The sequence below is a fragment of the Sphingomonas sp. NY01 genome (assembly GCF_038809135.1).
Taxonomy (GTDB): domain Bacteria; phylum Pseudomonadota; class Alphaproteobacteria; order Sphingomonadales; family Sphingomonadaceae; genus Sphingomonas; species Sphingomonas carotinifaciens.
In genome coordinates, this window is the sequence record NZ_CP101722.1 from 2,113,361 (window position 1) to 2,137,500 (window position 24,140).

19 protein-coding genes, 1 tRNA gene and 2 rRNA genes (1 of these 22 cut by a window edge) are annotated in these 24,140 nt (G+C 62.1%); 11 read left to right on the plus strand and 11 right to left on the minus strand.

What is annotated here, in order from left to right; genetic code table 11:
• Positions 1–9 precede the first annotated feature (9 nt).
• Positions 10–1,002: an MBL fold metallo-hydrolase gene (locus NPJ82_RS10285; protein ID WP_342657296.1), complete on the minus strand. Its 993-nt coding sequence runs from the start codon at positions 1,000–1,002 to the stop codon at positions 10–12.
• Between the two features lie 41 nt (positions 1,003–1,043).
• Complete coding sequence (locus tag NPJ82_RS10290; RefSeq protein WP_342657203.1) at positions 1,044–1,463, minus strand: VOC family protein; 420 nt, start codon at positions 1,461–1,463, stop codon at positions 1,044–1,046.
• A 221-nt stretch (positions 1,464–1,684) separates the two neighbouring features.
• Between NPJ82_RS10290 and NPJ82_RS10295 the strand changes: the two genes are divergently transcribed.
• From NPJ82_RS10295 to NPJ82_RS10305, 3 genes are all read left to right on the plus strand, one after another.
• Positions 1,685–2,814 (plus strand): IS3 family transposase gene (locus NPJ82_RS10295; protein WP_164727745.1). Its coding sequence is split into 2 segments (ribosomal slippage): positions 1,685–1,937 and positions 1,937–2,814, totalling 1,131 coding nucleotides; the frame shifts between segments, so codons are not numbered across the junction.
• Positions 2,811–3,482: a YafY family protein gene (locus NPJ82_RS10300; protein WP_342657297.1), complete on the plus strand. Its 672-nt coding sequence runs from the start codon at positions 2,811–2,813 to the stop codon at positions 3,480–3,482. The genes NPJ82_RS10295 and NPJ82_RS10300 overlap by 4 nt, the downstream gene beginning before the upstream one ends.
• A 339-nt stretch (positions 3,483–3,821) precedes the next feature.
• Positions 3,822–4,748: a hypothetical protein gene (locus NPJ82_RS10305; protein WP_342657298.1), complete on the plus strand. Its 927-nt coding sequence runs from the start codon at positions 3,822–3,824 to the stop codon at positions 4,746–4,748.
• 210 nt (positions 4,749–4,958) lie between these two features.
• On the opposite strand, the gene NPJ82_RS10310 is transcribed toward NPJ82_RS10305, so the two are convergent.
• The 4 genes from NPJ82_RS10310 to NPJ82_RS10325 form a co-directional block, all read right to left on the minus strand.
• A complete protein-coding gene (locus NPJ82_RS10310; protein WP_342657299.1) occupies positions 4,959–6,134 on the minus strand; it encodes a CDP-glycerol glycerophosphotransferase family protein in 1,176 nt (391 codons plus the stop codon).
• Positions 6,135–6,400: 266 nt separating this feature from the next.
• On the minus strand, positions 6,401–6,769 hold the full coding sequence (locus tag NPJ82_RS10315; protein ID WP_342657300.1) for a low molecular weight protein tyrosine phosphatase family protein: 369 nt from the start codon (positions 6,767–6,769) through the stop codon (positions 6,401–6,403).
• A gap of 3 nt (positions 6,770–6,772) precedes the next feature.
• Positions 6,773–7,465, minus strand: a complete 693-nt coding sequence (locus tag NPJ82_RS10320) for a phytanoyl-CoA dioxygenase family protein (protein WP_342657301.1) — start codon at positions 7,463–7,465, stop codon at positions 6,773–6,775.
• A gap of 133 nt (positions 7,466–7,598) precedes the next feature.
• Positions 7,599–8,492: a LysR substrate-binding domain-containing protein gene (locus NPJ82_RS10325; protein WP_342657302.1), complete on the minus strand. Its 894-nt coding sequence runs from the start codon at positions 8,490–8,492 to the stop codon at positions 7,599–7,601.
• 101 nt (positions 8,493–8,593) lie between these two features.
• Here NPJ82_RS10325 and NPJ82_RS10330 point away from each other — a divergent pair, with 101 nt between their 5' ends.
• Positions 8,594–9,460 carry an NmrA family NAD(P)-binding protein gene (locus tag NPJ82_RS10330; protein WP_342657303.1) on the plus strand — a complete coding sequence of 289 codons (867 nt, stop codon included), beginning with the start codon at positions 8,594–8,596 and terminating at the stop codon, positions 9,458–9,460.
• Positions 9,461–9,523: 63 nt separating this feature from the next.
• Here the strand turns inward: NPJ82_RS10330 and NPJ82_RS10335 are convergent, their stop codons facing one another.
• Positions 9,524–10,273 carry an SDR family oxidoreductase gene (locus NPJ82_RS10335; protein WP_342657304.1) on the minus strand — a complete coding sequence of 250 codons (750 nt, stop codon included), beginning with the start codon at positions 10,271–10,273 and terminating at the stop codon, positions 9,524–9,526.
• 60 nt (positions 10,274–10,333) lie between these two features.
• On the opposite strand from NPJ82_RS10335, the gene NPJ82_RS10340 reads away from it, so the two are divergent.
• Both NPJ82_RS10340 and NPJ82_RS10345 read left to right on the plus strand, forming a co-directional pair.
• A complete protein-coding gene (locus NPJ82_RS10340; protein WP_342657305.1) occupies positions 10,334–11,290 on the plus strand; it encodes an AraC family transcriptional regulator in 957 nt (318 codons plus the stop codon).
• 257 nt (positions 11,291–11,547) lie between these two features.
• Positions 11,548–11,946 (plus strand): hypothetical protein, encoded by a 399-nt coding sequence (locus tag NPJ82_RS10345; protein ID WP_342657306.1) that lies wholly within the window; start codon positions 11,548–11,550, stop codon positions 11,944–11,946.
• 180 nt (positions 11,947–12,126) lie between these two features.
• Here the strand turns inward: NPJ82_RS10345 and NPJ82_RS10350 are convergent, their stop codons facing one another.
• A complete protein-coding gene (locus NPJ82_RS10350; RefSeq protein WP_342657307.1) occupies positions 12,127–12,618 on the minus strand; it encodes a YetF domain-containing protein in 492 nt (163 codons plus the stop codon).
• A gap of 387 nt (positions 12,619–13,005) precedes the next feature.
• Between NPJ82_RS10350 and NPJ82_RS10355 the strand changes: the two genes are divergently transcribed.
• The 5 genes from NPJ82_RS10355 to NPJ82_RS10375 all read left to right on the plus strand — a co-directional run bounded on the left by NPJ82_RS10355 (position 13,006) and on the right by NPJ82_RS10375 (position 20,519).
• On the plus strand, positions 13,006–13,512 hold the full coding sequence (locus tag NPJ82_RS10355) for a 2Fe-2S iron-sulfur cluster-binding protein (protein ID WP_267349781.1): 507 nt from the start codon (positions 13,006–13,008) through the stop codon (positions 13,510–13,512).
• The gene (locus tag NPJ82_RS10360; protein ID WP_267349783.1) at positions 13,509–14,498 is read left to right on the plus strand and encodes a xanthine dehydrogenase family protein subunit M; all 990 of its coding nucleotides are present in this window, start codon (positions 13,509–13,511) and stop codon (positions 14,496–14,498) included. The genes NPJ82_RS10355 and NPJ82_RS10360 overlap by 4 nt, the downstream gene beginning before the upstream one ends.
• A complete protein-coding gene (locus NPJ82_RS10365; protein WP_342657308.1) occupies positions 14,495–16,834 on the plus strand; it encodes a xanthine dehydrogenase family protein molybdopterin-binding subunit in 2,340 nt (779 codons plus the stop codon). The genes NPJ82_RS10360 and NPJ82_RS10365 overlap by 4 nt, the downstream gene beginning before the upstream one ends.
• Positions 16,835–17,025: 191 nt before the next feature.
• Complete coding sequence (locus tag NPJ82_RS10370; protein ID WP_342657309.1) at positions 17,026–19,470, plus strand: glycoside hydrolase family 95 protein; 2,445 nt, start codon at positions 17,026–17,028, stop codon at positions 19,468–19,470.
• Between the two features lie 431 nt (positions 19,471–19,901).
• Positions 19,902–20,519 carry a tyrosine-type recombinase/integrase gene (locus tag NPJ82_RS10375; protein WP_342657310.1) on the plus strand — a complete coding sequence of 206 codons (618 nt, stop codon included), beginning with the start codon at positions 19,902–19,904 and terminating at the stop codon, positions 20,517–20,519.
• 467 nt (positions 20,520–20,986) lie between these two features.
• Here the strand turns inward: NPJ82_RS10375 and NPJ82_RS10380 are convergent.
• The 3 genes from NPJ82_RS10380 to NPJ82_RS10390 all read right to left on the minus strand — a co-directional run.
• Positions 20,987–21,063, minus strand: a tRNA-Met gene (locus tag NPJ82_RS10380).
• A gap of 83 nt (positions 21,064–21,146) precedes the next feature.
• Positions 21,147–21,261, minus strand: a 5S ribosomal RNA gene (gene rrf, locus NPJ82_RS10385).
• A 127-nt stretch (positions 21,262–21,388) separates the two neighbouring features.
• Positions 21,389–24,140 (minus strand): 23S ribosomal RNA (locus NPJ82_RS10390); it runs 71 nt beyond the window's last position.

Here is a 24,140-nt window from a genome sequence, read left to right on the forward strand (position 1 = left end):
TCATCCTATTCAAGGGTGCCGCAGCTCGATGTCGTAGGTGTTGCCAGGTTGCGCGGCTGCGAAGCGTTTTGACGACAAACCGGCAGTCGCTAGCGCGGAAGTGAGCGCAAGGCGCGGAGCATCACGCGCTTCGTCGGTCAGCTGAAAGGTGCCCCAGTGGATTCCGAGAGCCTGGTGCGCGCCGACATCCTTGAAGATCCTGACCGCCTCGGCGGGATCGACGTGCTGTGCCGCCATGAACCAGCGCGGCTCGTAGGCACCGATCGGGATCAGCGCGACGGCGGGAGCGCCGAGCTTAGCGCGCACGTCTTGGAAGATCGCGCCATCGCCGTAGCCGGTATCGCCGACGAACCAGATCGAGCCGACGGGAGTGTTGAGGTAGTGCCCCGACCATAGTGCCATCCGCACGTCGGTCGGCCAACGGTTCGCCCAATGGTTGGCGGGCGTCAGCGTGCTCGTGATCGTGTCCGCCAACGGCAGTCGATCCCACCAATCGCCAACGATGCACCGCGCCTCCGGCACCGCAGCGCGGACGATCGCGTCGTTGCCGAGCGGCATCGCCATCAGCGGGGAGTAAACCGCTTGCAGGCGCCGCAGCGTGGCGACGTCGAGGTGATCGTAATGGCAGTGGCTGAGCAGAACCACGTCGATCGGCGGCAGATCGTCAAAGGCGATGCCAGGCGCCGTCACTCGCTTGGGGCCCGCGAAAGAGAAGGGGCTGACACGATCGGACCAGACGGGGTCGGTCAAAATGTTGATACCTTCCACCTGGATCAGGAGGGTCGCGTGACCCACCATGGTGATGCGCAGCCCCGCGACCCGCGGCTCCGGCTTGGCCGGCGTGACCGGCACTACAGTCGGCCATCGCGTTGCGCCTCCCGCCAGCTTCCACCGCAGCATGTCCTTGAGACCGCGATCGGTGGAGGGCTGACCGGGATTGAAGAAGCGGACGCCGTCGAAGTGGTCGCTCGGCGGGCCTTGATAGTAGCGGTTGCGCGGCATGGGCTGCGCTTACCTGGCACCACCCTGCGAAGCGACCCCGATCACGCTGCGCCGGGTGCGACGTCGACGATCCAGGTGACACCGAACCTATCAGTCAACATGCCGTACGCCTCCGACCAGGGTGCCGGACCAATCGGCTGGAGGATAGTAGCGCCCTCCGCCAGCGCGTCCCACCGAGCCCGGACCTCCTCGGACGAGGTGCCGCGCACCGACACGAAGAAGGCGTTCGTACCGGCGTCGTAGTCGCGGCCGGCTTGAACGTCATAGGCCATGATCCTGAAGCCGTCGTCGCTGGCGACCTGCCCCCAAATTACCTCATCAGGCGAGTTGGCGTGGTCGGCTTGCCCCATGGCACCATAGGTCATGACGATGAGTTCGCCGCCGAACGCCTGGGCGTAAAAGTCGAGCGCGGCGCGGGCCTGGCCTGCGAAGTTCAGGTGGGGAGTGACGGCGAGAGTCATGAGGGTCTCCTGGGGAACGGCACCGCTGGTGGTCGGCGGCTGACAATTGTATAGCCACCCGCTCCTGCCAGTTTGCGTCAGTAGCTCATGGCCCGATCCGATCGTCTGCTCCGCCTGCTGCACACGATGCGCACGATGCCTGTGACGTCCCCCCTGTTTTTTCATCCATGTTGAGTGAGAGTTTTCCGGCCCTTTGAAGCCTGCGGGCAAGGAGCTGGAACATGAAGAAGTCGAGGTACACGGAAGAGCAGATTGCGTTTGCGCTGAAGCAGGCGGAGATGGGCACGCCGGTGGCCGAGGTCATTCGCCGGATGGGCGTGTCGGAGCAGACGTTCTACCGCTGGAAGAAGGTGTATGGCGGGCTGGGCGTCGGCGAGCTGCGGCGGGTCAAGCAGCTCGAGGACGAGAATCGTAAGCTCAAGCAACTCGTCGCGGATCTGAGCTTGGACAAGCATATCCTGCAGGACGTGCTCGCAAAAAAGCTCTGACGCCTGGGCGACGGCGCGAGATCGTCGCGCACGTCCAGGCGTCCCATGGCGTCAGCGAGCGGCGTAGCTGCCTCGCGCTCGGCGTCGACCGCTCGTCGGTGCGGTACGTGTCGCACAAGCCTGACCAGGCGCCGCTGCGGTTGCGCATCCACGATCTGGCGGCGGCACGGGTGCGCTACGGCTATTTCCGGATCTACATCCTGCTACGCAGGGAAGGCTGGCTGGTGAACCATAAGCGCGTCTATCGGCTCTACCGGGAAGATGGGCTGAGCCTCCGGCTCAAACGTCCTCGGCGCAACGTCAGCGCTGCGAACCGCGAACGCCAGCCCGCAGCGTCGGCGCCTAACGAGATGTGGTCGATGGACTTCGTCTCGGATGCCTTGTTCGATGGCCGACGGCTGCGGGCGCTGACGGTGGTCGATGCCTTCACCCGTGAAGCGCTGGCGATCGATGTCGACCAGGGCATCAAGGGTGAACAGGTCGTGGCGACAATGACGCGGATTTCGGCGACACGTGGTGCGCCCAAGACCATCCGGGTCGACAATGGTCCGGAGTTCATCTCGAAAGCACTGGACCGATGGGCGTACGAGAACGGCGTCACGCTCGACTTCTCGCGGCCGGGCAAACCGACCGACAACGCTTTTGTGGAGTCGTTCAACGGCCGCCTGCGTGACGAGTGCCTGAACAGCCACTGGTTCCTGTCACTGGCGGACGCAAGAACCAAGATCGAGGCCTGGCGGCGGGACTATAACGAGAGCCGTCCTCACACGGCGCTTGGCTGGCTGACGCCAGCCGAATATGCTGCATCCGCCGGGGTTAACCCCGGCGGATGCAGTCCGGAAGCTCGCATCAAATCCGGATGAGAAACCGGGGGACCGTCACGCCGATCACTGCCGCACGGCTGGCGGAGGAGACAGGCGTGTCGCCCCGCTCGCTTTACCGCGACATCGACGCCCTGCGTGCCGCCGGTGCGCAGATCGAGGGCGAGCGCGGCTATGGCTACCGGCTGGTCGAGGATCCGGCATTGCCGCCGCAGACGCTCGACGAGGTTGAGATCGAGGCTTTGGCGTTGGGCCTCGCAGAGGTGAGTGCGCTCGGCGATCCGGTTCTGGCGCGCGCTGCAGGTTCGGTACTAGCCAAGGTGGCGGCAATCTTGCCCGATACGCGAGAGCGGCAACTGCTGCATGCGATCGCGCACGTCTTCCGACCCGAACCGCGCTACCAGGACATGATCGATCTCGCGCCCTTGCGCGAGGCGTGCTGGCGTGAACAAGCGCTCTGCCTCAGCTATACTGATGGAGACGGTCGGCAGAGCCGACGCGTGATCTGGCCGCTCGCGCTGGTCTACAATGACACCTGCATCACCGTGCTCGCCTGGTGCTGCCTGCGCGAGGATTTCCGTATGTTCCGCTCCGACCGCATCGCCGCGATCGAGCCCGACGGAATGAGCTTTCGCCCGCGCCGTGTTGCGCTGCTGCGGGAATATGTTGGTCGGCTGGCTGAACGACGTGCTGAACAGGCGACTCATTAGACGGCCGCAGCCCGTGTCAGAGGACCCATTTGCGGTCGTTCAGCGCCTCTTCGCTGGTATCCGGAACCCGTCGTTCGTTCATTTGGGTAGCACGGCGACGTTAGGCCTTGTGTGTCTCGCGGCCTGACCTCGCAAAAAGCCTACGTTCTTGTATGCGACACCTGACTAAAACGACATGCCGCCCCCCCATCCGACTAGACGGTTGTGGTGCCTTGGCGGCCGGCCTAATTAAAAAGGTGGTCGCATGAACACTCTTGGGCTGGTCGCTGCAGCCAAACTCTGACTGCAAACCAATCTCGCCTCGGCAGCGATCCAAAGGGCCTGGAGAACATCGACGTCATGGCCACCACACCTACCAACATCGTTCCGACCGGACCCTCGGGATACGAGCGAGCGATCGTTACGTTCATCGACATTCTTGGTTTCCGGCACCTGCTGGCTTCCCGCGACGCCGGGCAGATTCTTGAGGTCTTGAACCTACTGCGAAACTACACGCGCGGCGACGGGCACGAAGAGCCGATCTCAAACCGACTGGAGGAGCTGCGACTCTATAGTCAGTCTTTCTCAGAGTCTGTATCCGACGCCGTAGTGCGCGTCAGAACCACCGAGACTCAGTCGCGGGATGGCCCGTTCCTCTACGAAATGCTAAATCTCATGCACGCCCAGATCGAGTGCTTAAATCGCGGCATTTTGATCCGCGGCGGCCTCACGATCGGCCAAGTCCATGTCGGCCTCGACGGTAGTGGGCCGGTATTCGGACCTGCGATGGTACGGGCCTACGAGATCGAGCAGAGCGAGGCGGTCTATCCCCGCATCACGATCGACGAGGCGGCGGTTGAGGCCTTCCTCAACGATCCCTCTCTTTGGCAGGAGGAACAGTTTGACGGGAACGATCTCGAGATGGCCCGGCGCTACATTGCCGTCGGCGAGGATGGCTCGTACTTTCTCGATTATCTAGCAGCTGCTGACGCTGGGGAGTTCGACGATGGCGAGATCGGCCGGTTTTCGTTTCTGGAGAGACATCGGGAGTTGATCGAGACCGAACTCCGGTCGGTCACGGGCAAGGAGCGGCGCAAGCTGATCTGGCTGGCAAACTATCACAATCGCTTTGTCGCCGAACTACGGACGAGATACGACATGAGTGATGCGAGCGGCGAGTTTGCCGCGCTGCTGGAAGTCGCGCCCGCCGAGCTCTTTGACAGGTTGCAAATCGATGGAAGTTGGCTGCGCTTTGGCGACCGTCTGGCAAATCTCGTGCAACCATAAATAGATGTGACGGTTGCACGCACACTTTCGGCCTTCATCTTCTCGACGAACACCAATCTATTCTGACCCAGATGCAGTCGTTGCGGGCGCCCTGCCTGCCTCCCGACTTCGGTCGCTCATTCATGTCGGTGTTCGAGGCTTGTGGGTGTTCCGCAAAGCTGTCTGATTGGCTTGATTTGGGAGGCCGAGCGGAACGTCTGCTTTCCGCGGTCAATAAGGGGAAGCGGACCAAGAACGGCCCGCCGCTCTCGCGGCCGCTCCTTTGTCAAGGAATGCAAGAATGTCGGACGCGGCACGGGATGCAGCTCCCGCTGATGTATCTCCTAACGAGCTTCTGGTAAGTTCGCGCTGTTTTTGCAAATAGGCGGGGTGTCGTTCAGTGGCTCTTTTTATAGCCGCCATCAAGTCATCGGGTCGTTCAATAACTTCACCAAGATGCCAGAATTTGAAGTGTGGATCTTTGTCCCAATTGACCTTTCGAGGATTCAAAAACACGCACGGCCTCGGCTGCGCGAGAAACTCATAAACCTGACTGCTAACGTCGCCGACGTAAATATCCGCGGCAGTGGTGTAGCTGTTGTCTACCGAGCGGTCCGACTCTGGGTCTATCAGGATCGTTGCCGTGCTTCGGCTACGCCAGCGATTGCGAGCATATTCCGAGCGCCTCCGAAACATCTTAACGTGAGGCGCCACAATCAGATTGTAGTTCTGTTGCGCGGCGAAATCGCGCAGCATGGGTTTGATGAAGCTGCTCCACGACTGAAGCCCGCGCACCTTGTGAGGATTATAAAGAACAATTGGCCGGTCATTTGCAAACAAGGGCTGTGCGGCTGCTACCAGACGCCGGCTGGTGTCCAGCTTTGGGTAGCCCGGCGCGGTAATCCGGCCGACGCGGGCGATACCCATGTCGAGGAAGCGCTGCTTCATTTTCTCGCCCTGGACTATGATCAAGTCGAACCGAGCCCGGCGGGGCATAGACGGCACGTATCGGTCGCCAGCGCCATGAACGATCAAGATGCGGGCGGGGCGTTCGGGCGCTGGTTTGTCGCCAAACAGGATCTCCGCAGTATCCTCAAGCGACACCACCGCGTCATGGAGCGCAAGTTGGGCTTCGTTTGACCGAAGGACTGCTTCTTTATCCAGACCAAACACGCGCATAGATTGCACCGCCTTGCTCTTGATGCTCCGGGCAAGGCGGACATAGGCCACAGGCGGCACTCCATAGACGCGCCTGATGCGCTCGAGGTGATGGGGAACCTCCGGGTCGTTGTAGTAGAAGGTAACGCTTACCCCCGGCCGCTGGAGCAGCTCAAAGGCGACAGCTGCCCCATGATAAGCTTGATAAGCCTCTGCGATGAAGAGAAACGCGATATTCATCGCGGCCATATAGGTAGCGAGAGCCCACTCGAAAGAAGCGGGCATGATCAATACGTTACCATCACCTATACCTGGGGCAGCTTCCTGAACGAGCGTCGGGTATTGAATGCGCGTAGCGATGTCAGGATCGTGTGCTTATGGGCGGGCAAACGCCGTGCCCTATCGCTGAAAAAGACCCACTTTCGGCCGTTCAGCCTGCCCTTCCCGTCCGCTCACATCGGTCATTCGTTAAGGTGAGGATGGAGGCGGCTCATTCGCAATGTCGAGCCGGTCGATCAAGCGTCTGGCTCTTGCGTCGGCGGCAATGCAGGCAGGTGACGGCTCACCTTGGTTTCGAGCAACTGGATCAGTTCGGGCTGCATGAAGGCGCAGTCGTCCGGTATGTCGAGGCAAACCACGCGCCTGCCCCCAAGAACCGCCCGGAAGCGCCGCTGCAACTTGCTGCGGTCCGCCTTCTCCATGACGAAGATCACATCTGCCCACGCGACCAGTTCGGCCGTAAGCGGATTTTCCGCATCGTGGTTGGTGCCGGCGGAGTCCACCTCCAGGTCCTGCCGGCGCGAGAACACCTGCTCGGCCGTAGGGCTGCGCAGCCGATTCTGACTACACACGAACAGCACCGTCTGTATGCGGGGGCGCTTCAACCCCTACAGGCCTCGCCAGGCGAGTGGACCTGGCGAGGCATCGGCTGAGAAGTCGACCTGGAGGACGCGGCGCCGGCGCGGCGGATTGGCGGCGAGCGAAGCGTGGATGATCGACGTGGCGTACAACCAGACGTCCCCGCGCTCGGCGAGACATAGCCGCTCGCCGAAGGTGGCCACGACGCGCTCGATCTCGGCTTCGGGCAGTCGGCCCAGCCTGTGCGAGCCGGGCACGATGCGAAGCGGCGCGTTGGTCTCGTCGACCGGATCCAAGTGCACGCGCAGCGTCACCATGCGCTCGAGGATCTCGAAAGGCGGCTCCACCTGGATCAGCCCGGACTTGACGGTCCACGGCCCGTACCCGTCGGTATTCACTCGCTCTTTGACCACGATTGTACGGTCCTGGTGCCAGCCGAGCGCCCAGTTCCGCTCCGCGGTCTTATCGAACAGGATCGCACGAACGGGGCGAGCCTGATCTCCGAGCGCGGATGCCGCGATCGCGCCGATGGGTTCCGCGCGATTGAGGAAGGACTGCAACTGCCGCCCTTCTTCAATCCTCACACCTGGCCTCCTTGCCGGCAGCGCTGACAGGGCAGTCTCTAGGCAACCGCACGCAGCTTCGTCCAAAGCTTGTGCGAACAGTTGCGCTCCGTCATTGTTGAGGGTGAGGTCAGCGGAGCGGCAGAGTGTTCCGAGCATGTGGCTGACGCTAGCCCGACCTAGTCTCGGCGTCGACCCGTGGACCCAGAAGCCGACATTCGCAGCGAGGCAGACGCTGCCCGAAAGCCGCCGTTCGTTCACGTTAGGGGTCGTAATCGGGAGCCCCTAACGGTCAGCACCGATCATCCAGATAGGCTGCCAGTTCCTCGGCCGTCCCGTTCGGAAAGGATTGCCGTAAATACTCCAAAAATGCCGACACCCTGGCGTTGAGCAGGCGTCGCGAGGGGTAGAGCGCCCATAGCGCGACGCGCGAGGCCGCGACATCACCCCACGCAATCAGACGTCCCCCTGCGATGTCCCGGCTGACCAGCGAGAGGGGCAAGCGCGCTACGCCGGCACCAAGACGCACCGCATCTCGTATCATCACGAGCGAAGACAATCGGAGCACCGGATCGATCGCGATTGCGCGTTGCCCATCGGCAATGTCGATCGTCCAGCTGCTCTCGTTGTCGCGGTCGCGCACCACGGCAGGAACAATGCCGCCGGCCGGCGGCGACAGGTCAGGAGCAGCAACGACGACCAGTCGATCGTGGAGGAAGGGCCGGCCGACCAGCGCATCGTCCGCTGCAGGGTTCACGCGGATGACCAGATCATAGCCTTCCTCCACCATGTCGACCGCACGGTCGTCGGTTGTGACCTCCAGTCGGACGTCGGGATGGCGCTGCGCGAACCCGGCCGCCAGCCGGCCCATCGCGGTCTGCGAGAAGAGAAGCGGCGCGCTGATCCTGAGGCGTCCACGCACCGCTGCGCTGCCCGATGCGATCTCGATTGTCGTCTCCTCAAGCTCCGCGAGCAGAGCGCCTGCCCTGCCGGCCAGCGCCCGCCCCTCCTCCGTCAACTTGAGGTCGCGCTGGCCGCGCTCGAACAGGCGAAGGCCGAGTGCGGCCTCCAGCTCCGCCACGCGGCGCGACAGCGTCGCCTTGGGCCTGCGTGCGGCGCGCGCGGCTTTGCCGAAGCCGCCATGGCGGGCGACGAGCGTGAAATCGGCAAGCGCGAGCAGGTCCATGTCGTTCCACCCATGAGACGGCGCGTCCAGATTGCGCGTCTATTTGCCTGAAGATGGATCACGCATCTTGCTCGGGTCAGCAAGACCCAAGGAGAAGCCTCATGACCATCCTCGTAATCGGCGCCACCGGACGTGTCGGCCGCCATGTCGTCGAACAGCTCGTCGTTCGCGACGCCTCTGTCCGCGTCCTCACCCGTGACCCTGCCAAGGCGGCGTTTCCGACCGGCGTCGATGTTGCCAAGGGCGATCTTCTCGATATCGACGCCCTGCGCGCGGCCTTTGTCGGCGTAAGGACGCTGTTTCTGCTCAATGCGGTGACGGGTGACGAATTCACCCAAGCGATCATCACGCTCAACGTCGCGCGAGAGGCTGGGGTCGACCGCGTCGTCTATCTGTCGGTGTTCGACGCCGACCGCGCCGTCAACGTGCCTCACTTTGCGGTGAAATCGGGTGCCGAGCGCATGCTTGGGGCTATGGGTTTCGGCGCCACCATTCTGCGCCCGACCTATTTCATCGACAACGAGGCAATGGTGAAGGACGTGATCCTTCAGCACGGTGTCTATCCGATGCCGATCGGCGGCAAGGGCGTGGCCATGGTCGATACGCGCGACATCGCCGAGGTCGCCGCGATCGAGCTGATCCGGCGCGACCGCGCACCCGACAAGCTTCCGATCGAGACGATCAACGTGGTCGGTCCTCAGACGCTGACCGGCGAGGACGTGGCAGCGATATGGTCCGACGTCCTCGGGCGCCCCGTCGTCTATGGCGGTGACGATCCCAGCGGCTTCGAACAGAACATGGCGACTTTCATGCCGGGCTGGATGGCCTATGAGATGCGGCTGATGGCCGAGCGCTACGTCAGCGACGGGATGATCCCGGAGGCAGGCGACCGCGAGCGCCTGGCTAGCCTGCTCGGTCGGCCCCTGCACGACTATCGCGAGACGGCAGTCCGGCTCGCTTCCGCCTGATCTTCGGGCCGCGAGCCCGGCGGCCGGCGGGTTCGGTACCCCGCCGGCCGCCGGATTAACGCGTCAGGCGGCGTCCGCCATCCAGGTGATCGCATCCGCGCCGGCGGGTATCTTGAGCGGTGCGGACGGGTTGGTCGCGGCCTCAAACACGGCAGCTGCAACGTCTCGGGCATGAGTGACCGGCCCTGTATCCTCCTGGAATTGTTTCATCATCCCCTCGATCAACGGCTTGTAGTCGGGATCGTCGAGACCGCGCAGGTGCGGCCTCGCATTCGCGCCGAACTGCGTCGTCGGGGAACGGCCGGGCAGCACGATGTGGACGCGAAGGCCGAACGGCTGCATCTCGACCGCCAGGCTTTCGGTGAGCGCGTTCACCGCGGCCTTGCTGGCGCGATAGGTGCTGACCAGCGGCAGCGGCTTGAGCGTGACGGTCGAGGTCACGTTGATGATCACGCCGGATCGCCGCGCGCGGAAAGCCGGAAGGACCGCCTGCATCATCGCAAGCGTGCCAAGCGTATTGGTCTCGAAGAGTTTGCGCGCCGTCTCAAACTCGATGAGCTCGATCGGGACCGCAGCGCCGAAACCGGCATTGTTAACGAGCACGTCCACCGGCCCCGCCTGCGCGACCGCGCTGGCGATGCTGTCGCGGTCCGTGACGTCGAGCGGCAGGATGGTGAGCCGGTCGGACGACGGCAGAAGGCCGGGGTCAGGCGTGCGCATCGTCGCGATGACGCTCCAGCCGCGGTCGAGAAACAGTTTCGCGGTTTCGAGACCGAAGCCCGAGGAACAGCCGGTGATGAGAACGCTGGGCATATCTTGCTCCATTGACGAGTATGGGAGCGCCAAAGATGGTTTTTCGGATCAAGACTGGCTATGGTCGACAATCCCGACTTCATTGGCGATCGTCCTGATATGACCATTGATCCGCTTGCCGAGATCGTCACCTTGCTGCGGCCCTCCGCGAACTTCTCGAAACTCGTCGAATATGCCGGGCGCTGGCGCATCCGCCGCGACGTCGAGGGCAAGCCCGTCTATTTCGCCGTGCTGGAAGGCGAATGCCGGGTGGTGAACGCCGGCCAAGCCTCGATCGTTGTCCGGGCCGGCGACTTCGTGCTGCTGCCGGCTACTGGCGATCGGGCCATAGACAGCATCGAGAGCATGGACCCACCGCCGGACGGCGCCGTAATGACCCCGACAGAGATCGGCGAGGGCCGGTTCCGCATCGGACAGGTGGATCAGCCTGTCAATTTGCGCATGCAGGTGGGCATCTGCAGTTTCGCGTCACCGGACGCCGCTCTGCTCGTGTCGCTGCTGCCCGCGATGGTGGTGGCACGCGGCGAGCCGCGGCTGACCACATTGATGGACCTGGTCGGGGACGAGACCCGTAAGGCAAGGCCCGGGCGCGATTTGGTACTGGAGCGCCTGCTCGAGGTTCTCCTGATTGAGGCGTTGCGCTGCGGCTCCGGTCCCGGCGCACTGCCGAGCCTCGCCCAGGGCTTGTCCGACGAACGACTGGTTGCGGCGTTGCGAGCCATGCATGCGCGCCCCGCGCATCCGTGGACGGTCTCGGACTTGGCGGCCGAAGCGGCCATGTCCCGCTCCGCCTTTTTCGCACGCTTCACCAGCACGATCGGCATACCGCCGATCGAGTATCTGCTCACCTGGCGGATGGCGTTGGCGAAGCGCCTGTTGCGGACACGCGACCTCGCGATCGGTCAGGTCGCCGCCGAGGTCGGCTATGGATCGGCCAGCACGTTCAGCACAGCCTTCGCCCGGCACGTCGGCATGCCCCCAATGCGCTTTGCGCGAGTGTCTGACACGGCCCAATGACGGAGGAGCGGCACAGCCCTGTGGGGCGAACGACCCAGTTGCGGTCACTCAGGGCCTCCAGCGAGATCCTTAAATTCAGCCATTTGTTCAGCTTCCCCTCCTAGATCCAAATCAGGGTCTACCCTAGTCGATAAGGCGCGCCGCAGGCGAATATCCTGCTGAGCATGTGAACCAAGCTGATAAGACGTCAGCCAAATCACTTTTGTTTTATCTGCATTGCCGCTTACAACCGGGCAGCTAGCTGGAGTAGGAGAGAGATGTTGCCAACGATCTGGCGCTCGGCCAATGGGCTGGGGCTTCGCGAGAAAGCTGCCCATGATCGAGCGAACACACTTGTCAAAACTGCCGTGGCGATCTCGTTTGGCTATTCAGCATCGGCGCTTAATATTGGCAGAGCGGCGGGCTGGGAAATGGCTGCCCTAGCGCTCGCCACCTTTTGGGTCGTTGCCGCCCTCTATCTTGGAACGGTCGCTGCGCTGGCTGAGGTCCGCACTCTTCGCGTGAAGATCCGGGGCCACCGCCGCGCATTGCGATGCCCGGACATCCACCCGCAGGGTTTTATGGCGATTATCGATCTTATAGCGCTGTTGCTTGCAGCGGTTCTGCCGATCGCAATCATCATGTTCGCTAGCGATCTTGCTCGTCTGCACCACTGAACAAGACCCACAAGTGGATGCGCAGGTCGCCTATCCCGCTTCCTAACTTCCGCCATTCGTTCATTTCAGCGGCGAGCGCAGGCACTTTAGGGCAAATCAGTTTTCTATCCGACAGTCAGCAAAGCGCGACGGACGAAGCCGAGGAAGAGCGGTGCCCTAGCGTATTTGGCGATTGCCCGATCAGGCGTCTTCCTTCTTGATCACTGTGACCTCACCGTCCCCTTCCATGGTGATCCGATCAATTTGCTTGAGATCGTCGAGACCGCCCTCCTCCCTGACTTGCTGCATCAGCTCCTCTTGGCTCATCAGCGCCTTTCGCATGTTTTGCCGATTTAGCTTGCCATTCTCGAAAAGGGTCAGGGGCGGTGCCGCGGTAAGAAACTTCAGGCGTTCAAAGCGGAAGCTCGCCCAATTCAGCAGCCAGCTCCAAAATAATATCGTCAGGACGAACACCGCGCTCTCGGTGATGGACTGCGCGTCGCCGCTGAAAGCGGGTTGTGCACCGTCAACTACGGCAACTACCACCAGAATGTCAGCGATGTTGACCTGCCCGCCTTCCCGCTTCAGCAGAAAACGCATCACTGCAAATAGGAAGAGATACATGATAGTGCCGCGGGCAATGACCTCGAAGAGGGATAGCTCTGGCGTGAACATCGCCGACCAATCAGGCATCCGCGTCTCCTAACCATCTCAAAACGTGCAAAGCCTACGAATGACCCAGTCGATACCGCGTCTCGTGTCACTCCGCCTACTATCCTCACATGCTGTGGAGACACACGACTATGTGCGTTTCACACATCTTGAGCTCAGCGAGCGATCAGTTGCGAATAGGACCAGATACAAACATCAACGGTCGATTCCGCGCATCCCAAAGCCGCCGCTCATTCACCGCGTCACATAACGCCTGACCCAGATTGTCGCTTACTCGGCCGATCTTAAACCGACGCGGTTCGTAAAAGAGGTTACGACCGCACAGAGCGGATGGCTTGGCGCCGTGATGGCGTGTGCTTGGTTCGCCTGCTATTCATCTGGTACAAGCCAAACGCGAAAGGACCTGCCATGTCGCTCATCGTGAATGGGAAAGAGGTGTATGTCCCTACCGACCCCCGCGTTTCCCTTCTCGACCACTTGCGCGAAGGCCTGCATCTGAGCGGAACGAAGAAGGGCTGCAATCAGGGCGCGTGCGGGGCATGCACGGTGCTGGTCGACGGGGAGCGCATCCTGTCCTGCCTTGCGCTCGCAGTACAATATGACGGACGAGCGATCACGACCATTGAGGGGCTGGCCGACGGCGACGCGCTTCACCCGTTGCAGGCCGCTTTCGTCGAACATGACGGCTTCCAGTGCGGCTATTGCACCCCGGGGCAAATCTGCTCGGCGATCGGCATGGCCAGCGAGCTGGAGCGCGGTGTACCAAGTCACGTTAGCGCCGATCTTTCATCCGAGGCGCGTTGGACGCGCGAGGAGATCCAGGAGCGGATGAGCGGTAACCTGTGCCGCTGCGGCGCGCACAACGGCATCGTCGACGCGATCCGAGCAACCTTCGCGGCAGAGGTGTCCGCATGACCCCCTTCGACTATACCCGCGCGACCGACACCGCCGACGCGCTACGTCAAGGCGCGATCACCGGCACCGCCTATCTCGGCGGCGGCACCAACCTTGTCGATTTGATGCGTGAGACGGTCGCTCGACCCGAGCGACTGGTGGACGTCAGCGGCCTCCCCGCCACAATCCAAGAGACCGAGGATGGCGGACTGCTGATCGGCGCCGCCGTACGCAACACGGCACTCGCCGAACACCGCGCGGTGCGCATGCGCTATCCCCTGCTGTCGCGCGCAATCCTGGCCGGCGCCTCGGCCCAAATTCGGAACATGGCGACCGTGGGCGGCAATCTGCTGCAACGCACGCGGTGTACCTATTTCTACGACACCGAGGGGTCGCGCTGCAACAAGCGCCAGCCCGGTTCGGGGTGCGACGCGCGCGAGGGCTTCAACCGCATTCACGCCGTCCTCGGCGCCTCGGACGCCTGCTTCGCGACACACCCCTCCGACATGTGCGTAGCACTCGCCGCGCTTGACGCGACGGTGCACGTCAACGGCCCCGCAGGCGCGCGCGCGATCCCCTTCGCTGATTTTCACCGCCTACCCGACGACCAGCCAGATCGCGACACCAGCCTCGATCCCGGCGAGCTCGTGACCGCGGTCGCGCTACCGCCGCTGCCATCCGGCACACGGTCAACCTACCGGAAGGTCCGCGACCGTGCGAGCTACGCCTTCGCGTTGGTATCTGTCGCGGCGGCACTAAAAATGGAGGGTGATCGCATCAAGGATGTCCGCATCGCATTCGGCGGGGTCGCGCACAAACCGTGGCGCGCGACGAAGGCGGAGGCGGCACTTCGCGGCCGACCGGCGACGCATCAGCTCTTTCTCGAAGCGGCTGCGGCGGAGTTCGCCGAAGCTCGCCCGCTGCGTGACAATGCCTTCAAGCCAACGCTCGCGAGCCGAACACTGGCGGCGGTCCTGGAAGAGCTGACGACGGGAGACGCGGCATGAGCATTCTGGACAGCGCCAAGACGGCTGCGCAAGGACTGGTACAAGGCGCCATGACGAAGCTGGTGCCGCTCGCGCCCGACAGTTGGATCCCGGGCGGCGTCCCCGATCCGCTAATCGCGCGCAAGCACGGGTTGATTGGCAAGCCCGTCTCGCGGCTCGACGGCGCGTTGAAGGTCCGGGGCGAAGCCGGGTTCGCCGCAGAGCATCGCTTCGCCGACATGACCTATGCTGCGCTCGTCTACGCCACCATTGCACGTGGGCGCATCACCGCGATCGACACTGCGGCGGCGGAGGCCGCGCCCGGCGTCGTGTTGGTGATGACCCATCTCAACGCGCCGCGGATGGCGACGCCCCCGGTGTTCGGCTCCTCGCCTTCCGCGGTCGGCCCGGCTGACCTGCCGATCCTTCAAGACGATCGCATCCACTGGAACGGACAGCCAGTCGCCTGTGTCCTCGCCGAAACGCAGGAACAGGCTGATCACGCTGCCTCCTTGCTCGAGATCGCCTATGCGGCCGAGCCCTCGACGACGACGCTCGCGGCTGCAAAAGCGAATGGCATCGAGCAGGGGCTGTTCATGGGGCAGCCGTTGCTGAAGGAGGTCGGCGACGCCGAGAAGGCGTTCGCCGCGGCCCCGCACAAAGTCGACCGCGTCTATCGCACGCCGCGCCACAACCACAATTCGATCGAGCCTCACGCCGCCACCATTGCCTGGGTCGGCGATGAGCTGGTGATCCACGACGCCAGCCAGATGGTGACGCAACAGGCGCAAACGATGGCGGACACGTTCGGCCTTGCGACCGAAAAGGTGCGAATCACCTCGCCCTACGTGGGCGGTGGTTTCGGCAGCAAGGGATTATGGGACCATCAGGTCATCGGCGCCGCGGCCGCGAAGCTTTCTGGCCGTCCGGTTCGGATCGCACTGTCGCGCGAGGGCGTCTATCGCGTGGTCGGCGGCCGGACGCTGACCGAGCAGCGCGTAGCGATCGGCGCCGGCGCGGACGGGCGGTTCATGGCGCTGATCCATACCGGCCTTTCGGTGATGACGCCGCACAACAGCATGCCCGAGCCGTTCATCCTCGGCACCCAGGCCGCCTATGCCGCGCCCAACATCCTGCTGAAGGTAGAGGTGGCGCGAATGAACATGCTCGCCAACACCTTCATGCGCGCGCCCGGCGAGGCCGTCGGCACCTTCGCGCTCGAATCTGCAATCGATGAACTGGCGGTGGAACTGGGGATCGACCCCGTGGAGCTGCGCCTGCGCAACGAACCTGAGAAGGATCCCACCTCCGGTCTGCCCTTCTCCTCGCGCCACATCGCCCAGGCATGGCGCGACGGGGCTGAACGCTTCGGCTGGCACGCGCGGCCTCCGCGCGGCACGCGGCGTGACGGTGAATGGCGCATCGGCGTCGGCTGCGCGACCGGCACCTACCCCTATTATCGCATGCCCGGCGCGGAGGCGCGCATCACGCTGACCCGCGACGGCGCCGAGGTGAAGGCGCTGGTCGAGGTCGCGGCAGCCGAAATGGGGATGGGCACGTCCACAACCACCGCGATCGTTGCGGCCGAACGGTTGGGCCTGCCGATGGACCAAGTCGAAGTGGGCTATGGCGACAGCGCCATCCCCGGTGCGATCATGGCCGGAGGCTCGCAGCAGACCGCCGCGATCGGCGCCGCGGTAATCGCCGCTCACGGCGCGCTGGTCGGCGACCTTATCAAGCTGGCCGGCAACGATTCCCCGCTCGCTGGCTTGTCGTCGGAAGAGGTTGGCTGTCTCGATGGTGGTCTTGCCAGCCTCACCGATCCGGGCCGCCACGAGAGCTATGCCTCGATCCTCGGCCGGTCGCAGCGGGACAGCATATCAGCGACCAAGGCGGGGTCGGCCCCTCTCGAGCTGATGCATTGGTCGATGCACTCGCACAGCGCGCTGTTCTGCGAAGTGCGCGTCAACGCCGTCACCGGCGAGACGCGCGTCAGCCGGTTCCTGGGCTCGTTCGATTGCGGCCGCATCCTCAACCCGAAGACAGCCCGCAGCCAGTTCCGCGGTGGCATCATCATGGGACTGGGCATGGCGCTGATGGAGGAGACACAGTTCGACGAGCGCAACGGTCGGATCATGAATCCCAGCCTTGCCGAATATCACTTGCCGGTTCACCTCGACGTGCCCGAAATCGACGTGATCTGGACCGACATTCCCGATCCCCATGCCCCGATGGGCGCACACGGAATCGGCGAGATCGGCATAACCGGCGTCGCCGCAGCGGTTGCCAACGCGATCTATGATGCCACCGGCACCCGTGTTCGCGATCTGCCAATCACCCTCGATAAGGTGACTTGAGAGGCGGGGGCCGGCGCTGACTTCACGCGATCGCTAGTATGAGCCATTGGCTCGTTCGAAGGGCGAAGCGTCGGCTCACTGGCAAGACGAGCCCAAAGATCGTCATCAAGCCTGGTCGGTGACCTTCCCAATAGCGAACGCCCTCACGCTGCCCTAAGATGGTTGGCTGAGAGTAGGATGGAGGCAGTGCTGTGCCGCGAGACGCCGGAGAGGGTATCAACCGCCGCGAGGCGGTCGCGGGTCTGTCGGCCAGCGCGAGCGTTGCCATGCCAGTCGCCAGCGCTGCACGGCCGAATGCGGCGGATATCCAGAACGTAGCATCGACTGTGCTATGGTATGCGCAGCCGGCCGCTAGCTGGGTCGAGGCGCTGCCGGTTGGTAATGGTCGGATCAGCGCGATGGTTCATGGTGGGACTGACCATGAGTACGTCCAGCTCAACGAGGACACGTTCTGGGCCGGCGGCCCGTACGATCCCGCCAACCCGGATGCGCTCGCCGCGCTGCCCGAGGTGCGGCGGCTGGTGTTCGCAGGTCGCTTCGCCGAGGCGCAGGCGCTGGTCGGTGAGAAGCTGATGGCGCGGCCCATTCGGCAGATGCCTTATGGCACGATCGGTACCCTGGTCATCGATCGCGCGGGGGCGCCGGCCGCCACCGCACCCGCACCCGCACCCAAGGGGCTGACGAGCGAAGTTACGCCTGCCGAGCCATCGACGCCCGTCACCGGCTATCGCCGCGAGCTCGATCTCGACTCTGCGGTCGCCAGCACGCGCTGGACGGTTGGCGGCATCGCATATCGGCGCGAGGTGATCGCCTCTCCCTCCGATCAGGTCATTGCGATCCGGCTCACCGCCGGACAAGGCCGCACGATTGATGTCGACCTATCGCTAACAACGCCCGTGAAGCAGTCGCAGGTGATCGCCGGGCGCAGCGACGGCGAAATCGTCCTTAGCGGTCGCAACGAGGCGGCGCACGAGATCGCCGGAGCTTTGCGATACGAGGCGCGGGTCCGAGCCGTCGCAACCGGGGGACAGGTGCGTCACGACGATGGTCGCCTGTCGGTACGGGGAGCGAGCGAACTGGTCGTGCTGGTGGCGATGGCGACGAGCTACCGGCGCTTCGACGATGTCAGTGGCGATCCGACCGCGATCACTTGCGGGCAGATCGACGCCGCTACCCAGCGGGGTTATCACCGCATCGCGCAGGATACGATGGCGGCGCACCGCGAGCTGTATCGCCGTGTCTCGATCGACCTAGGTTGCGGACCCGGCGCCGACCAGCCGACTGACCACCGCATCCGCAACGGGGAAGCAGGTGCCGATCCGTCGCTGGCCGCACTCTACTTCAATTATGCGCGCTATATGCTTACCGCCTGCTCACGCCCCGGCAGCCAACCCGCCAATCTCCAGGGCGTCTGGAACGACACCACGAACCCGCCATGGGGCGGCAAATACACGATCAACATCAACACGGAGATGAATTACTGGCCGGCAGAGCCGACCAATCTCGCCGAATGCGTCGAGCCGCTCATCGCTATGGTACGCGACCTCGCTGTCACGGGCACGCGTACGGCACGTGTCATGTACGGCGCACGCGGCTGGGTCTGCCATCACAACACGGATCTGTGGCGGGCGACCGCGCCGATCGACGGACCTGCTTTCGGCATGTGGCCAACCGGCGGCGCATGGCTGTGCACGCATCTGTGGGACCATTACGATTACGGTCGCGACGCGGCCTATCTCGCGTCGGTCTATCCGCTGATCCGCGATGCCGCATTATTCTTCGTCGACACGTTGCAGCAGGATCCGGGGACAGGCTTCCTGGTCACGAACCCTTCCATGTCACCCGAGAACAACCACGGACATGGCTCTTCGATATGCGCGGGTCCGACGATGGACATGGCGATACTGCGCGACCTGTTTGACCAGGCGGTCAAGGCAGCTGCGATCCTCGGCACGGACGCCGAGCTCGCGCGCCAGTTCCTCGTGACACGGGAGCGGCTGGCGCCTTACAAGATCGGCGAGCAGGGTCAGCTGCAGGAATGGCAAGCCGACTGGGACGCAGGCGCGAATGACCTCCATCACCGGCATGTCAGCCATCTTTACGGCGTCTACCCAAGCCAGCAAATCGGAAGTATCACAACACCGGCGCTGGCCGACGCAGCGCGTCGATCACTCGATATTCGCGGCGACGAGGCGACCGGTTGGGCGACCGCTTGGCGGATCGCGCTCTGGGCACGACTGGGAGACGGCAATCGCGCCCATCACATCCTCAGATTTCTACTTGGCCCTAAGCGCACCTATCCGAACATGTTCGACGCCCATCCGCCGTTTCAAATCGACGGCAACTTCGGGGGCGCAGCGGCCATCATCGAGATGTTGGTGAGCAGTACCCACGACGAGATCACATTGCTGCCTGCACTGCCGGATGCCTGGCCCTCGGGTACAGTCACGGGCTTGCGCGCCCGCGGCGGGTATACGGTTTCGCTGTCCTGGTCCGGTGGAAAGCTGGTCGCGGCGACAATCACGCCGACGCACACCGGCACGGCCAAGATCCGGTTGGAGGGCGCGGTTCGCACGTTCCAGGTGAAGGCGCGCCAATCGATCCGAGTGACCGGGGCGTCCCTCAAGGCACGTTAGGCCGCGGCAGCAGGGTTCCTACGCACCGATGATAGGTGGACGTGAATCGACCACGCGGCCTAACGCCTGCAGCATGCTGTGGCTCCGACTTGCCCGTTCGCGAGAGTCGCCGGATCGGAAAACATCGGCGCCGGCCAATCCCGAAAGAACGGGATCATTTCTGGACGGGCCGAGATTCAAGGACGTTGGGCAGTTATCGCCTTCAATCATCCCAAGTGCGGCAAAAGCAAGATCAATTCAGAGGATCACGCCCAAGCTTGCTAGACCCAGGTTCGGTTATTTACCGATCGCGAAGCGGAAACGGAAACCGGTCACTCGTTCAGGGCGACCGCGGGTCAATTAACCACATCTCTAAACCGTCGGTTTACCGCGCCTTCGTATGCTCGCTTGGCAGTTTGGCCCGGTGGAGATGATCAATGGGTCACTCGTCGATGGATCCTGCCTTCCGCGAACTTCGACCTTGGAACGAAGGCCGGCTAATCGGTGCGAAGCGCGCGCTAAAACAGCAACAGGTCTGGGCCATTCGTTTTTGGCTCGACCAGCATAGACGACTGCGTGACCGAGCGCTGTTCGACTTCGCCATTGACAGCAAGCTGCGCGGCTGTGACGTGGTTAGGGTACGGATCGGCGATGTAGTTTCTGGCGGGCGCGTCCGTGACCGCGCTGTCGTGGTTCAGCAGAAGACCAGACGGCCGGTCCAGTTCGAGCTGATGGACACGGCACGTAAGACGATGCGGGCATGGCTGGAACTTCGTGGCGGAACACTGAACGACTTCGTCTTCCCGAGCCGTAACGACTACATGGCCCACATGAGCACCCGGCAATATGCCCGCCTCGTACACGAGTGGGTAATCGGCATCGGCCTCCCGGCTCAAGATTACGGAACCCACTCGCTTCGGCGTACGAAAGCATCGATCATCTATAAGGCGACCGGCAACCTCCGAGCCGTTCAGATTCTTCTCGGCCATGCCAAGATCGACAGCACTGTTCGCTACTTGGGTGTCGACGTCGAGGATGCTTTGGAACTGGCCGAACGCACTGAGGTCTGAGCAGACCCAAAATCGGTCATTCACCTCACTCTATCCGGTTTCCGAAAGCGGACACCCGTTCATCTCGGTCGCAAGCAGCTGTAGAACGATTTGCTGTTCCGCGTCATTGCAGAGGCTGAGCCCCTTTTTGGATCAACTGACGCGCCTCAGCGCTCGCAACGGCCGATGTTGCCTCGGGCCCCGACGACCCGATCGATTGACGCCGATAGTCGCGTCCAGCAGCACCGATACCCCAAATGGCAACCACGCGGGCCACAAACGCCGGTTTCGAGGTCTTAGAGGGTGCCACGACGTCGCATGCTGGTGTCAGGGCAACCCATGAAGTCCCGACGGTTTGGTATCGTGTTGATACGAACCTGTCGGCTAAGTCATTGATTTTGGGTTTGCAGGATGAACGCTGCAAACGCGTCGGAGTCCATCCGGCGTAACTAACTAGCTGATATAATTGAATAATTACGTGTAATTTTTGGTTGCGGGGACAGGATTTGAACCTGTGACCTTCAGGTTATGAGCCTGACGAGCTACCGGGCTGCTCCACCCCGCGGTGGTGAGGTTTTGTTCTTGCGCTGTGTGCGGCGCAAGAGGGATGTGAATGGGTTCTTTGTGTGCATGTTCGCGGGCTTCAATGCCTGGCGACGACCTACTCTTCCATCGCTTGAGCGATAGTACCATTGGCGCGGTCGGGTTTCACGGCCGAGTTCGGGATGGGATCGGGTGGGACACCGACGCTATGGCCACCAGGCAATGGAGCCTGCGAGCATGCGGTTGTGTTGGGTTAAAATCGATGCACCTTGGAGGTTTTATCTGGCTGAGAGTTATTTCCATCCACCCGTTCATCTAGCCCAGGGCTGATGGTGGGGGTGTGGAGCTCTCAAGCGCGACCAGAGCAATTAGGACCGGTTAGCTCCATGCGTTACCGCACTTCCACATCCGGCCTATCGAGGTCGTGGTCTTCGACCGCTCTTGATGAAATCTTATCTCGAGGGAGGCTTCCCGCTTAGATGCTTTCAGCGGTTATCCCGTCCGTACATAGCTACCCTGCTGCGCCGTTGGCACGACGACAGGTACACCAGAGGTACGTTCAACCCGGTCCTCTCGTACTAGGGTCAACTCCTCTCAAATTTCGACGCCCACGGCAGATAGGGACCAAACTGTCTCGCGACGTTCTGAACCCAGCTCACGTACCACTTTAATTGGCGAACAGCCAAACCCTTGGGACCTGCTCCAGCCCCAGGATGTGATGAGCCGACATCGAGGTGCCAAACAACCCCGTCGATATGAGCTCTTGGGGGTTATCAGCCTGTTATCCCCGGCGTACCTTTTATCCGTTGAGCGATGGCCCTTCCACGAGGGACCACCGGATCACTATGACCGACTTTCGTCTCTGCTCGACTTGTCAGTCTCGCAGTCAGGCTGGCTTATGCCATTGCACTCTAACAGCCGGTTTCCAACCGGCCTGAGCCAACCTTCGCGCGCCTCCGTTACTCTTTAGGAGGCGACCGCCCCAGTCAAACTACCCGCCACAGAGGGTCCCTGTACCGGTTTCACGGTACGAGGTTAGACAGTAGACAACAACAGGGTGGTATTTCACCTATGGCTCCACATCAGCTGGCGCCGATGCTTCAAAGCCTCCCACCTATGCTACACAGTTCTTGTCCACTGCCACTCTGAAGCTGCAGTAAAGGTGCACGGGGTCTTTCCGTCTAACCGCGGGTACTCCGCATCTTCACGGAGAATTCAATTTCGCTGAGCATGTCCTGGAGACAGTGGGGAAGTCGTTACGCCATTCGTGCAGGTCGGAACTTACCCGACAAGGAATTTCGCTACCTTAGGACCGTTATAGTTACGGCCGCCGTTTACCTGGGCTTCATTTCAGAGCTTGCACTCCTCCACTTAACCTTCAGGCACCGGGCAGGCGTCAGGCCCTATACGTCGTCTTGAAGCCGACTTAGCAGAGCCCTGTGTTTTTGCTAAACAGTCGCTACCCCCTGGCCTGTGCCCCCACAAAAGCTTGCGCTCATGTGGGGCCTCCTTCTTCCGAAGGTACGGAGGCAATTTGCCGAGTTCCTTCAGGACACTTCTCTCAAGCGCCTTGGTATACTCTACCTGACCACCTGTGTCGGTTTCGGGTACGGTCTATACGGTGGGGCTATTTCCCGGGACAGTTTCGAAGCACGGCCAATCCGTTAAGGCCGTACAACACACACCATCCGTCACACACCACCAGGCCCACGAATATTAACGTGGTTCCCATCGACTACCCCCTTCGGGCTCGTCTTAGGGGCCGGCTCACCCTGCGCGGATTAGCCTTGCGCAGGAACCCTTGGTCTTTCGGCGAGAGGGCATCTCACCCTCTTTATCGCTACTCATGTCTGCATTCGCACTTCCGATACCTCCACGACCCATTACCAGATCGCTTCACAGGCCTACGGAACGCTCCGCTACCGCGTGTACAAAAGTACACACCCTAAGCTTCGGTGCACGTCTTGAGCCCCGTTACATCTTCGCCGCAGAAACCCTTGTTTAGACCAGTGAGCTGTTACGCTTTCTTTAAAGGATGGCTGCTTCTAAGCCAACCTCCTGGTTGTTTTGGGATTTCCACATGCTTTCCCACTTAGACGTGACTTGGGGACCTTAGCTGTAGGTCAGGGCTGTTTCCCTTTTGACGACGGACCTTAGCACCCGCCGTCTGTCTCCCGAGTATCACTCATAGGTATTCGGAGTTTGGTTAGTGTTGGTAGATCTCGCGACCCCCGCAACCATCCAGTGCTCTACCCCCTATGGTGTCCGCTCGAGGCACTACCTCAATAGTTTTCGCGGAGAACCAGCTATTTCCCGGCTTGATTGGCCTTTCACCCCTAAACACAACTCATCCGGTAACTTTTCAACGTTAATCGGTTCGGACCTCCAGTGCGTGTTACCGCACCTTCATCCTGGTCATGCCTAGATCGCCGGGTTTCGGGTCTAATACTTCAAACTAAAGCGCCCTATTCAGACTCGCTTTCGCTGCGCCTACACCTATCGGCTTAAGCTTGCTTGAAACATTAAGTCACAGACCCATTATGCAAGAGGTACGCTGTCAGGCCTCAAAGGGCCCTCCAACTGCTTGTAGGCAATCCGTTTCAGGTACTGTTTCACTCCCCTCATCGGGGTGCTTTTCACCTTTCCCTCACGGTACTAGTTCGCTATCGGTCATGTACGAGTATTTAGGCTTGGAGGGTGGTCCCCCCATGTTCAGACAGGATTTCACGTGTCCCGCCCTACTCGAGTCCTGAATTCTCACTTTCGCATACGGGGCTGTCACCCGCTATGGCGCGTCTTTCCAAACGCTTCTGCTAGTTGAAATTCAGGCACTGGCCTGGTCCGCCTTCGCTCGCCACTACTAACGGAATCTCGGTTGATGTCTTTTCCTCCGGCTACTGAGATGTTTCAGTTCACCGGGTTCGCTTCTCGAAACCTATGAATTCAGTCTCAAGATACCTGAACCGCCTAACCACCTAGGCCCCACGACGACACGCATGAAGCGCACCGCCGAGCGGCTCAGCTGATTAAACGGATAGGTGGGTTTCCCCATTCGGAAATCTGCGGGTCAAAGGTTGCTCACACCTCACCGCAGCTTAT

Bases quoted from the DNA above. Each gene is read 5' to 3' on its own strand.
- NPJ82_RS10285 (WP_342657296.1), bottom strand. From the start codon at position 1,002: ATGCCGCGCAACCGCTACTATCAAGGCCCGCCGAGCGACCACTTCGAC.
- NPJ82_RS10290 (WP_342657203.1), bottom strand. From the start codon at position 1,463: ATGACTCTCGCCGTCACTCCCCACCTGAACTTCGCAGGCCAGGCCCGC.
- NPJ82_RS10300 (WP_342657297.1), top strand. From the start codon at position 2,811: ATGAGAAACCGGGGGACCGTCACGCCGATCACTGCCGCACGGCTGGCG.
- NPJ82_RS10305 (WP_342657298.1), top strand. From the start codon at position 3,822: ATGGCCACCACACCTACCAACATCGTTCCGACCGGACCCTCGGGATAC.
- NPJ82_RS10310 (WP_342657299.1), bottom strand. From the start codon at position 6,134: ATGGCCGCGATGAATATCGCGTTTCTCTTCATCGCAGAGGCTTATCAA.
- NPJ82_RS10320 (WP_342657301.1), bottom strand. From the start codon at position 7,465: ATGCTCGGAACACTCTGCCGCTCCGCTGACCTCACCCTCAACAATGAC.
- NPJ82_RS10325 (WP_342657302.1), bottom strand. From the start codon at position 8,492: ATGGACCTGCTCGCGCTTGCCGATTTCACGCTCGTCGCCCGCCATGGC.
- NPJ82_RS10330 (WP_342657303.1), top strand. From the start codon at position 8,594: ATGACCATCCTCGTAATCGGCGCCACCGGACGTGTCGGCCGCCATGTC.
- NPJ82_RS10335 (WP_342657304.1), bottom strand. From the start codon at position 10,273: ATGCCCAGCGTTCTCATCACCGGCTGTTCCTCGGGCTTCGGTCTCGAA.
- NPJ82_RS10340 (WP_342657305.1), top strand. From the start codon at position 10,334: ATGGTCGACAATCCCGACTTCATTGGCGATCGTCCTGATATGACCATT.
- NPJ82_RS10345 (WP_342657306.1), top strand. From the start codon at position 11,548: ATGTTGCCAACGATCTGGCGCTCGGCCAATGGGCTGGGGCTTCGCGAG.
- NPJ82_RS10350 (WP_342657307.1), bottom strand. From the start codon at position 12,618: ATGCCTGATTGGTCGGCGATGTTCACGCCAGAGCTATCCCTCTTCGAG.
- NPJ82_RS10355 (WP_267349781.1), top strand. From the start codon at position 13,006: ATGTCGCTCATCGTGAATGGGAAAGAGGTGTATGTCCCTACCGACCCC.
- NPJ82_RS10360 (WP_267349783.1), top strand. From the start codon at position 13,509: ATGACCCCCTTCGACTATACCCGCGCGACCGACACCGCCGACGCGCTA.
- NPJ82_RS10365 (WP_342657308.1), top strand. From the start codon at position 14,495: ATGAGCATTCTGGACAGCGCCAAGACGGCTGCGCAAGGACTGGTACAA.
- NPJ82_RS10375 (WP_342657310.1), top strand. From the start codon at position 19,902: ATGGATCCTGCCTTCCGCGAACTTCGACCTTGGAACGAAGGCCGGCTA.